A 14142-nucleotide genomic window follows, 5' to 3' on the forward strand; every position below is an offset into this window, starting at 1 on the left:
CGAACAACCCCTCCTGATCACGCATACCAGGATCATCTCGTACGAATGATCACAAGCCACACGCGGGTTGCCGCTTACTGACCCACGCTCCTAGCGTTCCAGGTCGACACGGACGGAGTACGGGATGAACGTGCTGGTGTGCTCGTCAACGGCCAGTGGCCGACCGATGGCCGGGGCCGAGCGCTGCGCGCAGGCGGGGCGTTCGCAGACCTTGCAGCCGAGACCGATGGGGGTGGCGGCGGCCTCGTCGCCGAGGTCCAGGCCGGCGGCGTACACGAGCCGGCCGGCGTGGCGGATCTCGCAGCCGAGTCCGATCGCGAAGGTCTTGCCGGGCCGGCCCCAGCCGCCGGGTGAGCGGGTGACGGCACGGGCGGTCCACAGGTAGCGGCGGCCGTCCGGCATGGCGGCGACCTGGACGTGGACGCGGCCCGGTGCGGCGAAGGCGTCGTAGACGTTCCACAGCGGGCAGGTGCCGCCGGTGCGGGAGAAGTGGAAGGCCGTGGCGGACTGCCGCTTGGAGACGTTCCCGGCGCGGTCGACGCGCACGAAGGAGAACGGCACCCCCCGCAGGCCGGCGCGCTGCAGGGTGCTGAGGCGGTGGCAGACCGTCTCGTAGCCGACGCCGAAGTGGTCGGCGAGGTGCTCGATGTCGTAGCGCGCCGACTCGGCCTCGGCGTGGAAGGCGGCGTAGGGCAGGACGAGGGCGGCGGCGAAGTAGCTGGCCAGGCCGATCCGGGTGAGCGAGTGGGCCGCCGAGCCCTCGGGGTCGTCCTGGGCGGCGAGTTCGGTGAGCAGCGCGTCATGCTCCAGGTACGCCAGTTGGGTGGCCAGGCGGAAGGCCTGCTGGCCGGGGCGCAGCCGGTCCGACAGCCGCAGGATCCGTTGCCGCGGGTCGTACCGGTGGAGTTGGTCCCCGCCGGCGGCGATCCGGACGCCGTGTGCGGAGGTCAGCCGTTCGGCCAGCACCGCTCCGACCTCGCCGCGCCTCAGCCGGATGTCGCCCGCCAACTCCTCGGCCGCGGTGTCGAGTTCGTGAACGTAGTTCTGGCGGCGGTAGAAGAACTCGCGGACCTGTTCGTGCGGCGTGCGGGCGGCGTCGGCGCCGGGGCCCCGGTCGCCCGCGAGTACGGCGAGCTGTTCGGCCATGGCGCGGCGCCCGCGGCCCAGGTCCGTCAGCAGCCGGGCCACGGCGGGCAGGCGGGCGGCGACCTCGTCGAGGTCGCCCGGGGTGATGCGGCCGGCCGCGATCTCGTCCCCGAGGCAGTCGCGCAGTTCGGCGGTGAGCCGGGCGCTGTCCGGCGGGGCGAAGTATCCGGCCTCGACTCCGAACGCCTCGGTCAGGCGCAGCAGGACGGGGACGGTCAAGGGGCGGGCGTCGTGCTCCAGTTGGTTGAGGTAGCTGGGCGAGAGGTCGACGAGTCGTGCCATGGCGGCCTGGCTCAGTCCGCGTTCCTCCCTGAGCCGACGGAGTCCGGCGCCTGCGAAGGCCTTTCCCATCGTCCTGGTCTCCCCCCACGTCGACGGTCGGCCGACGGGTCGGCCTCGTGGGGGCAGCCTAGCCGGGACGGCGCGGAGAGGATCTTCGCAGGCTTCGCAGATTCGCCGATGACGCTTCGCAGAAATTGGCATCGCTCCATCGGTGACGGCGGCGCCACCGGGTGCCAGAGTCGGTCCTGCGGCCGGGAGGCGCGCAGGACAGCGCCGAAACGGCAGGTCAACTGCTGTGATCCGTTGTCCGGGCGACCACGTCCCGCGGTGTTCCACCGTAGCCCGGCACCGCCCGGCCACCCTCTCGTCACCGTGGTGAGAGGTGCCTCACATCCTTCGCAAGACATCCCCGGGAGCGGATCACCATGACCCAGTCGGTTCGGCAGCAGCAGGAGCAGCAGGCGGCGGAGCTGGCCGCGCGGTGGGCGTCCGACCCCCGCTGGGCCGGCGTCGAGCGCACGTACGCGGCGGCCGACGTGGTGCGCCTGTCCGGCACGGTGCGCGAGGAGCACACGCTGGCACGGCGCGGCGCCGAACGGCTCTGGCGCCAGCTGCACGAGCAGGACCACATCCACGCGCTCGGCGCGCTCACCGGCGGCCAGGCCGTCCAGATGGTCAAGGCCGGGCTGCAGGCGATCTACCTGTCCGGCTGGCAGGTCGCGGCCGACGCCAACCAGGCCGGTCAGACGTACCCCGACCAGAGCCTCTACCCCGCCAACTCCGTTCCCCAGGTGGTGCGTCGGATCAACAACGCCCTGCTGCGGGCCGACGGGATCGACGCCGCCGAGGGCACCGACGGCGGCCCGGACTGGCTGGTGCCGATCGTCGCCGACGCCGAGGCCGGCTTCGGCGGCCCGCTGAACGCCTTCGAGCTCACCAAGGGCATGATCGCCGCCGGCGCCGCGGGCATCCACTACGAGGACCAGCTCGCCTCCGAGAAGAAGTGCGGCCACCTCGGCGGCAAGGTCCTCGTCCCCACCGCCCAGCACATCCGCACCCTCAACTCCGCCCGCCTGGCGGCCGACATCGCGGACGTGCCGACCGTCATCGTGGCCCGCACCGACGCACTCGCCGCGAACCTGCTGACCACCGACGTGGACGAGCGCGACGCCCGCTTCTGCACCGGCGAGCGCACCGCCGAGGGCTTCTACCGGGTCGAGCCCGGTATGGCCCCGGTCATCTCCCGCGGCCTCGCCTTCGCCCCGTACGCCGACCTGCTGTGGGTGGAGACCGGCACCCCGGACCTCGACCAGGCCCGCGAGTTCGCCGAGGCGATCAAGGCCGAGCACCCGGACAAGATGCTCGCCTACAACTGCTCGCCGTCCTTCAACTGGAAGGCCGCCCTGGACGACGACCAGATCGCCAAGTTCCAGCGGGAGCTGGGCGCGATGGGCTACCGCTTCCAGTTCATCACGCTGGCCGGCTTCCACGCCCTCAACCACTCGATGTTCCAGCTCGCCCGCGGCTACGCCGAGCACGGCATGACCGCCTACGTCGACCTCCAGGAGGCCGAGTTCGCCGCCGTGCCGGACGGCTACACCGCCGTGAAGCACCAGCGCGAAGTCGGCACCGGGTACTTCGACCTGGTCTCCACCGCGCTCAACCCGAACGCCGAGACCCTCGCGCTGACCGGCTCCACCGAGGCCGAGCAGTTCCACTGATGCCAGGCCGTCCGGCGTGCTCGACCCGAGCCCGCCGGACCGTGCCACCCCCGGCGGCTCGCACGGCGGAGCGAGGGAGCTCCGTGCCGCCCACCCGCCCGGGGCCTCGTTGAGGGACGAGGCCCCGGGCCCCACCCGTCACCACCTGCTTCCTGGAGAACCGGATGAGCCAGTCCAGTCGCGTCGAGGTCCTCGGAGAACACGAGGACCGCTTCGAGGAGATCCTCACCCCCGAGGCGCTCGACTTCCTCGCCCGTCTGTACGACGAGTTCACCGCCCGGCGCACCGAACTGCTCACCGAACGCCGGCGCCGCGCCGCCGCGCTGGCCGCCGGCGGGACCCTGGACTTCCTCCCGGAGACCCGCGTCGTCCGCGAGGACTCCAGCTGGCGAGTGGCCGGCCCCGGGCCCGGCCTCGCCGACCGCCGGGTGGAGATCACCGGCCCGCCCGAGCGCCGGATGGCCGTCAACGCCCTCAACTCCGGTGCGAAGGTGTGGCTCGCGGACTTCGGGGACGCCACCTCCCCCACCTGGCACAACCTCATCAACGGCCAGCTGAACCTGATCGACGCGATCGAGCGCCGGATCGACGACACCACGCCTGAGGGCAAGCGGTACCGGGTCGGGGACACCCCCGCCACCATCGTGGTCCGCCCCCGCGGCTGGCACCTCGACGAGGCACACCTGCTGATCGACGGCCGCCCGGCCATCGGCGCCCTGGTCGACTTCGGCCTCTACCTCTTCCACTGCGGCCGGCGGCAGATCGAGCGCGGCGGCGGCCCGTACTTCTACCTGCCCAAGCTGGAGAACCACCTCGAAGCCCGCCTCTGGAACGACGTCTTCGCCTTCGCCCAGCGCGAGTTGGGCATCCCGTACGGCACCGTCCGCGCGACCGTCCTGATCGAGACCATCACCGCCGCCTTCGAGATGGACGAGATCCTCTACGAACTGCGCGACCACGCCGCCGGGTTGAACGCGGGCCGCTGGGACTACCTGTTCAGCCTCATCAAGAACTTCGCCCACCACGGCCCGCGCTACGTCCTGCCCGACCGTGCCACCCTCACCATGACGCAGCCCTTCATGCGTGCCTACACGGACCTGCTGGTGCGCACCTGCCACCGCCGCGGCGCCCACGCCATCGGCGGCATGGCCGCCGCCGTCCCGCAGCGCGACCCGGCCGCCAACGAGGCGGCCCTGACCAAGGTCCGCGCCGACAAGGAGCGGGAGGCCGGCGACGGCTTCGACGGCTCCTGGGTGGCCCACCCCGGCCTCGTCGCCACCTGCCGCACCGCCTTCGACGCCGTCCTCGGCGACCGCCCCCACCAGCTCGACCGCACCCGCGAGGACGTCGAGGTCACCGCCGCCGACCTGCTCGCCGTCCACCGCCTCTCCCCCTGCCTGCCGACCGACCACGGGCTGCGTTCCAATGTCGCCGTCGCCCTGCGTTACCTCACCGCGTGGCTCGGCGGCGCCGGGGCGGTCGCCGTCTTCGGCCTGATGGAGGACGTCGCCACCGCCGAGATCGCCCGCTGCCAGATCTGGCAGTGGCTGCACCACTGCACCCGGCTGACCGGCGGCTCGCTCGCCACCCCGGACCTGGTGCACCGGCTGATCGACCGCGAGCGGGCCACCCTCATCACCGAAGGCGTCGATCCCGAACTGCTCGACAACGCGGTGCGGATCCTTCAGGAGACCGCCCTCGGCGTCGACCTCCCCGCCTTCCTCACCACCGAGGCCTACGCCCGCCACCTCGTCCGCGTCAGCGCCGCGGCCTGACCCGCCCGCCCACTTCGGAGGCAGCCATGAACGACATCCGCCGCGTCGCCGTCGTCGGCGCCGGACAGATGGGCTCCGGCATCGCCGAGGTCTTCGCCCGCGCCGGCCTGGACACCATCGTCTGCGAGAAGGACCCGGCCGCGCTCCGGGCCGCCCGCGGCCGCATCGACCGCTCCCTGCACCGCGCCGTCGACCGCGGCCGCATCGGTCCGACCGACCGCGAGGACACCTGGGCCCACCTGCTGTTCGCCGACGACCTCCAAGCGCTCGCCGACCGCCAGCTCGTCGTCGAGGCCGTCGTCGAGGACGAACACGCCAAGACCGACGTGCTCACCACCCTCGACAAGATCCTCACCGCCGACGACGCGATCCTCGCCACCAACACCTCGTCCATCCCGATCACCCGCCTCGGCATCACCACCGGCCGCGCCTCCCACGTCCTCGGGCTGCACTTCTTCAACCCGGCCCCGGTGATGCCCCTGGTGGAACTGGTCTCCTCGCTGCACACCTCATCAGCCGTCCTGACGCGCGCCGAGAGCTTCGCACGCGACGTCCTCGGCAAGCACGTCGTCCACTCCCGCGACCGGGCCGGCTTCGTCGTCAACGCCCTGCTCGTGCCCTACCTGCTGTCCGCGATCCGGATGGCCGAAGCCGGCCACGCCACCCCCGAGGACATCGACGCCGGCATGGTCCACGGCTGCGCCCACCCCATGGGCCCCCTCCAACTCGCCGACCTCATCGGCCTGGACACCGTCGAAGCGATCGCGCGGTCGATGTACGAGGAGTACAAGGAGCCGCTGTACGCCGCTCCGCCACTGCTGTCCCGGATGGTCGACGCGGGCCTGCTCGGCCGCAAGACCGGACAGGGGTTCCACACACACCGCGCGGTCTGACCAAGCGCGCCCCGCCGGTGTCCCGGCCTCTGTCGCGGAGGGCCGGACACCGGCGGGGCCTCGTGCTGCCCCCAGCCCTGCTGCTGAGTCCCGCGCCCGAGGTGCGCGGGACTCAGCAGCAGGGTGCGCCGTCCCGGGCCACGGCCACCAGGACGGAGGCCCGCAGGAGGCGCAGCGCCCGGGCGCCCTGCGCGGCCACCAGGACGGGCGGGCGCAGCGCGTGGTCTGCCGCCCGCCCGTCCGGGTTCACGCCGGCAGGTCAGCCGGCCAGTTCCTCCCGCAGCCGGCGGGCGGCGCCGACCAGGCTGTCGAGGGAGGCGCGGGTCTCCGCCCACCCGCGGGTCTTCAGGCCGCAGTCGGGGTTGACCCAGAGCCGCTCGGCCGGGATCGCGGCGAGGCCTGCGCGCAGGAGCTCCACCGCCTCCTCCGTGCTCGGGATCCGAGGGGAGTGGATGTCCCACACGCCCGGCCCGACCTCGCGCGGGTAGCCCGCCTCGGCGAGTTCGCCGGCCACCTCCATGTGTGAGCGCGTCGCTTCCAGGGAGATGACGTCCGCGTCGAGCTCGTCGATCGCCGTCATGATCGCGCCGACCTCCGCGTAGCACATGTGGGTGTGGATCTGGGTGTCGGCCCGCACTCCGGAGGTGGCCAGGCGGAACGCCTCAGTAGCCCAGTCCAGGTAGGCCGGGCGGTCGGCGGCCCGCAGCGGGAGGGTTTCGCGCAGGGCCGGCTCGTCGACCTGGACGACGGCGGCGCCGGCGGCCTCCAGGTCGGTGACCTCGTCGCGCAGGGCCAGCGCCACCTGCCGGGCGGTGTCGCCGAGCGGCTGGTCGTCGCGGACGAAGGACCAGGCGAGCATGGTGACCGGGCCGGTGAGCATGCCCTTGACCGGGCGGTCGGTCAGGCCCTGGGCGTAGCGGAACCAGTCGACGGTCATCGGGTGCGGGCGGGAGATGTCCCCGGCGAGGACCGGCGGGCGGACGTAGCGGGTGCCGTAGGACTGCACCCAGCCGTGCCGGGTGGCGAGGTAGCCGGTGAGCTGTTCGGCGAAGTACTGGACCATGTCGTTGCGCTCGGGCTCGCCGTGCACCAGGACGTCGAGGCCCGCCTTCTCCTGGTACGCGATGACCTCGCGGACCTCCGCCTCGATCCGCTCGCGGTAGGCGGCGGCGTCGATCCGTCCGGCACTCAAGTCGGCTCGGGCGACGCGCAGTTCGGTGGTCTGCGGGAAGGAGCCGATGGTGGTGGTCGGCAGCAGCGGCAGGCCGAGGCGGGCGCGCTGGGCCTCGGCGCGTACGGGGTAGGACTGGGCGCGACGGGTGTCGTCGGGGGTGACGGCGGCGCTGCGGGCGCGGACGGCCGGGTCGCGGGTGATCGGCGAGTTGGCCCGGGAGGCGAGGTCGGCGCGGTTGGCGGCGAGGTCGGCGGCGATCGCGGCGGTGCCCTCGCGCAGGCCGCGGGCCAGCAGTGCGACCTCCCGCGCCTTCTGCTCGGCGAAGGCGAGCCAGCGCAGGATCTGCGGGTCGACGTCGCGCTCCGCGGAGGCGTCCAGCGGCACGTGCAGGAGGGAGCAGGACGGCGCGACGTCGACCCGGTCGGCGAGGCCGAGCAGGGTCGCGAGGGTGGCCAGCGACTTCTCCAGGTCGTTGATCCAGATGTTGCGGCCGTCGACCACGCCCGCGACCAGCCGCTTGCCGGGCAGCCCGCCGGCGGCGGCGAGGTCGTCCAGGTTGGCGGCGGCCGGGCCGGTGAAGTCCAGTGCCAGCCCCTCGACCGGGGCCTTGGCGAGGACAGGGAGCGCCTCGCCGAGGCGGTCGAAGTAGCTCGCGACCAGCAGCTTCGGACGGTCGGCCAGGGCGCCGAGCTCGCGGTAGGCGCGGGCGGCGGCACGCAGTTCGATCGTCCCGCGCTCGGCCGGGGTGCGGTCCTGGACGAGCGCGGGCTCGTCCAGCTGCACCCACTCGGCGCCCGCGGCCTTCAGGTCGGCGAGCAGCTCCGCGTAGACGGGCAGCAGCCGGTCCAGCAGGGTGATCGGCTGGAAGTCCTCGGCCACGCCCGGGGCGGGCTTGGCCAGTAGCAGGTAGGTGACCGGTCCGACCAGCACCGGGCGGGCGCGGTGGCCGAGCGCGAGCGCCTCCCGCAGTTCGGCGACCGCCTTGGCCGGGTTGGCGGCGAAGGCCGTGTCCGGCCCCAACTCGGGCACCAGGTAGTGGTAGTTGGTGTCGAACCACTTGGTCATCTCCAGCGGCGCGACGTCCTGGGTACCGCGCGCCATCGCGAAGTACCCGTCCAACGGGTCCGCCTCTACGGCGGCCCGGTGCCGGGCGGGGATCGCGCCGACGGCCACCGAGGCGTCCAGCACGTGGTCGTAGAACGAGAAGTCGCCGGTCGGGACCTCCCCGACACCGGCTTCGGCGAGCTGTGCCCAGTTCTCGCGGCGCAGCCCGGCGGCGGTGGCCTGGAGCTCCTCGGCGGTGACGGCACCCTTCCAGTAGCCCTCGATCGCCTTCTTCAGTTCCCGGCCCTGGCCCTGGCGGGGGTATCCGTACACGGTGGCGAGAGTTGCCGCGGCTGCGGACTTCGTGGTCAAGGGACTCTCCTTCGCGAGCCTGATTCCTCATGGTCCCGGGGACGGGACGAAGGCGCGAAGGGATGACGAACCCGGCGAGCGACCGCACATGGGGGCGGCTTCGCCTGGTATGGTCGCCGACCCGCCCTCGAGGTCACCGGATGGCCGCGCGCGATCGGTCGCACGCGGGCAACGGGCAGGTCTTCGGACTCGCGGGCACACCCGCCCTGACCTTCCAGGGACGAACACCTACTGGCCGTCGCTTCCCGGACCCGTTCCGGACCCAGTGCGTATGACGGCGGTCGTTCCCACTCACCGCTGCGGGGCAGTCCCGGACTGGCCAGTTGAAAGGCGTCACCGGGTTCCCTCTTACGACACCCCGCCTGGCGGACGGGGCGAACCAGTTGCCCGGCCAGCCTAAGGCCAATCCCCCGCTGCCCGGCCGGAGAATCACTCAAGCATCCACATACTGAGACGAGGTCAGGCGCGAGGACGTCCGCCCGCGGCCACGCCGATGATGAAGGTGCTGTGCTTGCTGCATCCGGCTTTCACGCCGACCTCGATCGTGGCAACGGGCAACCACTGGGTCCTGGACGCCTTCGGCGGCCTCGTGGCAGCGGTGGCGGGTTTCGGGCGGTGAGGCCCGAACAGCACGACAGCGAGGCCCGTCCCATCGGGGACGGGCCTCGGCTCATCAGCAGCGTCAGGCCGTCGGAGCCTTGAGGACGCGCAGCAGGCGGGTGACCTCGGTCGCCATGGCGGTTCGTCCGGAGCCGAGGTAGCGGCGGGTATCGACGAGTGACGGGTTGTCGTCGAGGGTGCGGCGCACGGCGGTGGTGAAGACCTGGTTGAGGTGGGTGGCGATGTTGACCTTGGTCATGCCGTGTTCGACGGCGCGGGCGAGGTGTTCGTCGGCGACGCCGGAGGAGCCGTGCAGGACCAGTGGGACGGGGACGGCGTCGCGTAGTTCGGCGATCAGGTCGTAGTCGAGGACGGCGTCGCGGGTGAGCATGGCGTGGGAGGTGCCGACGGCGACGGCGAGGGCGTCGACGCCGGTGGCGGCGACGAAGGCGGCCGCCTCGGCGGGTACGGTTCGGGCGCCGGGGGCGTGGACGCCGTCCTTGCCGCCGACCTCGCCGAGTTCGGCCTCCACCCACACGCCCGCCGCGTGGCAGCGGGCGACCACCTCGGCGGTGGCGCGGACGTTCTCCTCGTAGGGCAGTACGGAGGCGTCGAACATGACCGAGGAGAAGCCGAGTTGGACGGCCTCGGCGACGAGGTCGGTGGAGGTGGCGTGGTCGAGGTGGACGGCGACGGGCACCGCGGCGGTGCGGGCGGTGGCGAGCACGGCGGAGGCTATCGGGGTCAGCGCCCCGTGGTAGCGGACGGCGTTCTCGCTCAGCTGCAGGACCACCGGGGCGCCGGCGGCCTCGGCTCCGGCGACGATGGCCTGGGCGTGTTCGAGCTGGATGACGTTGAACGCGCCGATGCCGCGCGCGGCATTCGCCGCGGGAGTGACGATGTCGCCGGTTCCGGTCAGGGGCACGGGTTGAACTCCTCAGCTGCGAAGGGTGCGAAGGGTTGGACGTCCACCCGGGGCCGCAGGGCCCGGTGGACGTCGGGGTCGAAGTCGCCGGCGAGCGGTGCGGCGACGGCGGCCGCGGACAGCGCCACGGCCTCGGCGAGCCGGTCGGGCCAGGGGGCGCCGGTGACCAGGCCGAGGGTGAGTGCGGCCACCGCGGCGTCGCCGGCGCCGGTGGGGTTGCCGGCCAGCCGCTCGGGTGGGCGGGCGCGCCAACTGCCCTGCGGGGTCACGGCGATGAGGCCGTCGGCACCGAGCGAGGCGACCACCGCGCCGGCTCCGGCGGCGCGCAGCGCCCGGGCGGCCGCCGCCGGGTCGGTCAGGCCGGTGGCGGAGGCGAGTTCGTCGGCGTTCGGCTTGATCAGGGCCGGTCCGACGGGCAGCCCCGCACGCAGGGCCGTTCCGTCGGCGTCGAGCACCGCCGGGACGCCGCGTGCGTGCGCGAGCCCGAGCAGGCATGCGTAGGCGTCGTCGGGGACGCCGCGTGGCAGGCTGCCGGAGAGGACCACCGCCGTGGCCTCCGGTAGCAGCTCGTCGAAGTGGTCGAGGAACCGCGCCCACTCCTCGACCTCGACCACCGGACCGGGTTCGAGCAGGATCGTGGTGTCCCCGATGTTCTCCTCGACCACGGCCACGGTCCGCCGGGACTCGCCCGCGATCGGCAGCATGCGGTCGGTCAGGCCGGCGGCGGCGAGTTCGGCGCGGATCGCCTGGCCGGTGAGGCCGCCGACGAGTCCTGTGACGACGCTCGGGTGGCCGAGGGCGTGCAGGACGCGCGAGACGTTGACGCCCTTGCCGCCCGCCCGTTCGGCCGCCGCGCGCACCCGGTTGCTGCCTTGTGGGCGCAGCCGGTCGATCCGGTAGGTGACGTCGAGGGCTGCGTTGAGCGTGACGGTCAGGATCACCGGTCGGCCTTTCGCTGCAGCGGGTCGTGGGCCAGCAGGTCGTGGGCGAGGAGGGCAGCGCCCTGGCAGCCGGCTTCGTGGCCGAGTTCGGCGGGGAGGATCCGCGGCATCGTCTGGAAGGTGAGCCGTTCGGCGACCGCCGCGCGCAGGGGCGTGAAGTAGGGGTCACCGGCGCGGGCGAGGCCGCCGCCGATCACGATGCGCTCGGGGTCGAGCAGCGTGATGGCGGCGGACAGGGCGTCGGCGAGCGCCTCGATCGCCTCGTTCCAGACCGTGACGGCGGCCTGGTCCCCGGCGGCGGCGCGCTCGCCGACGTGCTTGGCGGTGACTGCGTCCTCCCCGGTGGCGGCGGTGTAGCGGCGGGCGATGGCGGCCGCGGAGGCGACGGTCTCCAGGCAGCCCCGGCCACCGCACGGGCAGGGCTGGCCGCCGGGGCGGACCACCAGGTGTCCGAGCTCCCCGGCCCGGACGTGGCTTCCGGTCACCGCCTTCCCGTCGGACATGACGGCCGCGGCGATGCCGGTGCCGACCGGGACGAACAGGAAGTCCCGGCTCCCACGGCCCGCCCCGATCCGCGCTTCGGCCAGACCGCCGGCCCGCACGTCGTGACCCAGCGCCACCGGCAGCCCCAATTCCTCCGCCAGCCACTCCCGCAACGGCAGCCCGTGCCAGCCGAGGTTGGCCGCCAGCACCGAGGTCCCCGCGGTCTCGTCGACGATGCCGGGCACCGCGATGCCCGCCGCCGCCGGAGCGTGCCGGTCGGCCAGCTCGCGGGCCGCCGCCAGCACCGTCTCCAGCACCGCGTCCGGGCCGCGCTCCGCGCCGGTGAACCAGCGGTCGCTCTCGTGCAGGATGCCGTCCTCGCCGGCCGCGCCGCCCTTGATGTAGGTGCCGCCGACATCGAGGGCGATCACTCTGGTCACGGCTGGGCCAGCACGATCGAGCGGGTCAGGTTGCGCGGCTGGTCGGGGTCCAGGCCGCCGGCCTTGGCCAGCTCCACGGCCAGGCGCTGGGCGCGCACCAGGTCCGCCAGCGGGTCGAGGTCGGTCACGGAGGTGACGGCGCCGATGCCCTGGACCTGCTCCAGCAGCCCGGTCGGCGGCTCGCCGAAGAACCACACCACCCGGCCCGGGGCGGCGATGCTGATCGGACCGTGCCGGTACTCCATCGCCGGGTACGACTCGGTCCAGGCACCGGAGGCCTCGCGGAGCTTGAGCGCCGCCTCGTTGGCCAGACCGACCGTCCAGCCGGTGCCGACGAAGGTGAACTGGCCCGCCGCGACGGCCCCTTCGGGCAGGGGCTCGGCCAGCGCCCGCGCGGCCTGCTCGGGCAGGTCCGCCGGGGCCAGGCCCAGGTGGCTGCGCAGCAGCGCCAGCGCCGTGGTGGCGAAACGGGTCTGCACCACCGACTTCTCGTCCGCGAACTCCAGGTCCACCACGGTGTTCGCGGCCGTGCTGATCGGCGTGTCGAGATCACCGGTCAGCGCCACGCTCGGAATGTGTCCGGCACGAGCGAGGGCGGCGAGCACCTCGGTCGTCGTCCCGGAGCGACTGATCGCGACCAGCCGGTCATAGCCACGCGCGGCCGGGAACTCCGAGGCCGCGAACGCGTCGGTCTCCCCCAGCCCGGCCGCCTCACGCAACGACGCGTACGCCTGGGCGATGTACAGCGAGGTGCCGCACCCGATCACGGCCACCCGCTCGCCCTTCTCCGGAAGACCGGCGGGCTCCAGCTCCAGGGCCCGGCGCCAGCACTCCGGCTGACTGGCGATCTCCTGCTCGACGTGGCTCATTCAGGGCTCTCCTCGGTAGGGGCTCGGGGCGGCACGGGCATCGGTCCGGCCCGAGCGTCCGCTCAGGACTGCAAGCCAATGCTTGAAACTGATCTATTCATAGCTCAATACGTCATCTATGAGCAATACTGGTCACCGGAAGCGTCAGGCCACCGCTCACCGGTGATCGGCAGCGATAGGCTCGTGATCGAAACATCCGAGTTGAGGGAGTGATAATGGGCCCGCACGAGCGGTGGTCTCGCCTGCTCGAGATCCTGGGCGACCGGGGCCGGATCGATGTGGCGACGGCGGCCGAGCTGCTGAACGTCTCCGCGGCCACCGTGCGACGGGACATGGACGAGCTCGCCCGCCAGCAGGTCCTGACCCGCACGCGCGGTGGCGCGGTGCTGAGCGGAGTCGCGTACGATCTGCCGCTCCGCTACAAGACCGCGCGTCAGGCCGGCGAGAAGCAGCGCATCGCCAAAGCCGCCGCCGCACTCGTCCCGCCCGGCTCGGTGGTCGGGATCAACGGCGGCACCACCACCTCCGAGGTGGCCCGTGAGCTCGCCGTCCGCACCGATCTGGCCGGGTACGGCAGCCAGACGGCACTGACCGTCGTCACCAACGCGATCAACATCGCCAACGAACTGGCGGTGCGCCCGTACGTGAAGACCGTGGTCACGGGCGGCGTGGCACGGCCCCAGTCCTATGAGCTGATCGGCCCGTTGGCGACCATGATGTTGCAGGCGATCTCACTGGACTACGTGATCCTCGGCGTGAACGCCGTCGACCCCCAGTTCGGCGCGGCCACCCACGACGAGAGTGAGGCGAACGCCAACCGCGCGATGGCCGAACGGGCGGAGCGGGTGATCGTGGTGGCCGACTCCACCAAGCTGGGCCGGCGCGCGTTCGCGCGGGTCTGCGACACGGACGCGATCGCCGTGCTGGTCACCGACGCCGAGGCGCCGGACGAGCTCGTCGAGCGCTTCGCCGCCCGCGGGGTGGACGTCCGCTGCGTCTGACGGCCGGGTCCGCGGCGGGGTAGGCCGTACGGGTGGGGTCCGCCGAACCCACCCGCACGGCCGGAACTACGTCGTCCGTCACGCCCCTGGCAGGGTGTTGAACGGTGCGGCCCAGGCCTGGTTGGTCTGGATCGCGTCCGGCGTGGCGCCGCAGTCGTACAGGTCGACCGGCGTGCCGGACGCCGTCGTGGTGCCGCCGTAGACGTCCAGGCAGGAGCTGGTGCCGGCGACCTTCAGGTTGCCGTCCCGGTTGTAGGTCCAGGTCTGGTATCCCGGTGCCGAGCCGCAGGGCGCGACGCCGACCCACTGCCCCTGCTGCTGGTTGAGCGCGCCCTTGGTGGCGGTGCTCTGTGCGGTGAGGCAGAGGCTGGCGGCGCCCGCCTGGAGGAGCTGGACGGAGCCGTCGGCGTTGCGCTGCCACTGCTGGTTGCTCTTGCTCGTGCAGGGGTAGACGTCGACCGGGTTGTTGGTGGCGG

General features: G+C 73.0%; 12 protein-coding genes, 1 pseudogene and 1 riboswitch. Of the genes and pseudogenes, 5 read left to right on the forward strand and 8 right to left on the reverse strand.

Going from position 1 to position 14142, the window contains the following annotated elements; translation table 11 throughout:
* Positions 1 to 90: 90 nt before the first annotated feature.
* The gene (locus tag ACGF12_RS36710) at positions 91 to 1497 is read right to left on the reverse strand and encodes a short-chain fatty acyl-CoA regulator family protein (RefSeq protein ID WP_393040381.1); all 1407 of its coding nucleotides are present in this window, start codon (positions 1495 to 1497) and stop codon (positions 91 to 93) included.
* A gap of 356 nt (positions 1498 to 1853) precedes the next feature.
* On the opposite strand from ACGF12_RS36710, the gene aceA reads away from it, so the two are divergent.
* The 3 genes from aceA (at position 1854) to ACGF12_RS36725 (ending at position 5817) form a co-directional block, all read left to right on the forward strand.
* Positions 1854 to 3149: an isocitrate lyase gene (gene aceA / locus ACGF12_RS36715; RefSeq protein ID WP_393040384.1), complete on the forward strand. Its 1296-nt coding sequence runs from the start codon at positions 1854 to 1856 to the stop codon at positions 3147 to 3149.
* Positions 3150 to 3313: 164 nt separating this feature from the next.
* On the forward strand, positions 3314 to 4924 hold the full coding sequence (gene aceB / locus ACGF12_RS36720) for a malate synthase A (RefSeq protein ID WP_393040387.1): 1611 nt from the start codon (positions 3314 to 3316) through the stop codon (positions 4922 to 4924).
* Between the two features lie 26 nt (positions 4925 to 4950).
* Complete coding sequence (locus ACGF12_RS36725) at positions 4951 to 5817, forward strand: 3-hydroxybutyryl-CoA dehydrogenase (RefSeq protein WP_393040390.1); 867 nt, start codon at positions 4951 to 4953, stop codon at positions 5815 to 5817.
* 112 nt (positions 5818 to 5929) lie between these two features.
* Here ACGF12_RS36725 and ACGF12_RS36730 read toward each other — a convergent pair whose 3' ends face one another.
* Positions 5930 to 6067, reverse strand: coding sequence for a hypothetical protein (locus ACGF12_RS36730; RefSeq protein WP_393040392.1), 138 nt, complete (start codon positions 6065 to 6067; stop codon positions 5930 to 5932).
* Between the two features lie 9 nt (positions 6068 to 6076).
* Positions 6077 to 8407: a 5-methyltetrahydropteroyltriglutamate--homocysteine S-methyltransferase gene (metE, locus tag ACGF12_RS36735; RefSeq protein ID WP_393040395.1), complete on the reverse strand. Its 2331-nt coding sequence runs from the start codon at positions 8405 to 8407 to the stop codon at positions 6077 to 6079.
* Between the two features lie 156 nt (positions 8408 to 8563).
* Positions 8564 to 8806, reverse strand: a riboswitch (cobalamin riboswitch).
* A gap of 97 nt (positions 8807 to 8903) precedes the next feature.
* On the opposite strand from metE, the pseudogene ACGF12_RS36740 reads away from it, so the two are divergent.
* Positions 8904 to 9020, forward strand: a pseudogene (locus ACGF12_RS36740) (phosphatase PAP2 family protein); the annotation flags it as partial.
* 69 nt (positions 9021 to 9089) lie between these two features.
* Here the strand turns inward: ACGF12_RS36740 and ACGF12_RS36745 are convergent.
* The 4 genes from ACGF12_RS36745 to ACGF12_RS36760 are packed head-to-tail and all read right to left on the reverse strand — an operon-like array spanning position 9090 to position 12665.
* A complete protein-coding gene (locus ACGF12_RS36745) occupies positions 9090 to 9932 on the reverse strand; it encodes a ketose-bisphosphate aldolase (RefSeq protein WP_393040398.1) in 843 nt (280 codons plus the stop codon).
* Positions 9923 to 10873, reverse strand: coding sequence for a 1-phosphofructokinase family hexose kinase (locus tag ACGF12_RS36750; RefSeq protein ID WP_393040401.1), 951 nt, complete (start codon positions 10871 to 10873; stop codon positions 9923 to 9925). The genes ACGF12_RS36745 and ACGF12_RS36750 overlap by 10 nt, the downstream gene beginning before the upstream one ends.
* Positions 10870 to 11796 (reverse strand): ROK family protein, encoded by a 927-nt coding sequence (locus ACGF12_RS36755; RefSeq protein ID WP_393040404.1) that lies wholly within the window; start codon positions 11794 to 11796, stop codon positions 10870 to 10872. Before ACGF12_RS36755 ends, ACGF12_RS36750 begins: the two co-directional genes overlap by 4 nt.
* Entirely contained in the window at positions 11793 to 12665 is an 873-nt protein-coding gene (locus tag ACGF12_RS36760; protein ID WP_393040407.1) for an SIS domain-containing protein, read from the reverse strand. The genes ACGF12_RS36755 and ACGF12_RS36760 overlap by 4 nt, the downstream gene beginning before the upstream one ends.
* Positions 12666 to 12880: 215 nt before the next feature.
* On the opposite strand from ACGF12_RS36760, the gene ACGF12_RS36765 reads away from it, so the two are divergent.
* Positions 12881 to 13666 carry a DeoR/GlpR family DNA-binding transcription regulator gene (locus ACGF12_RS36765; protein ID WP_393040410.1) on the forward strand — a complete coding sequence of 262 codons (786 nt, stop codon included), beginning with the start codon at positions 12881 to 12883 and terminating at the stop codon, positions 13664 to 13666.
* 78 nt (positions 13667 to 13744) lie between these two features.
* Here ACGF12_RS36765 and ACGF12_RS36770 read toward each other — a convergent pair.
* Positions 13745 to 14142 (reverse strand): ricin-type beta-trefoil lectin domain protein (locus ACGF12_RS36770; protein WP_393040413.1); only part of this gene is annotated, 398 nt, incomplete at its 5' end.

The sequence above is a fragment of the Kitasatospora sp. NPDC048296 genome (assembly GCF_043201815.1).
Lineage (GTDB): Bacteria > Actinomycetota > Actinomycetes > Streptomycetales > Streptomycetaceae > Kitasatospora.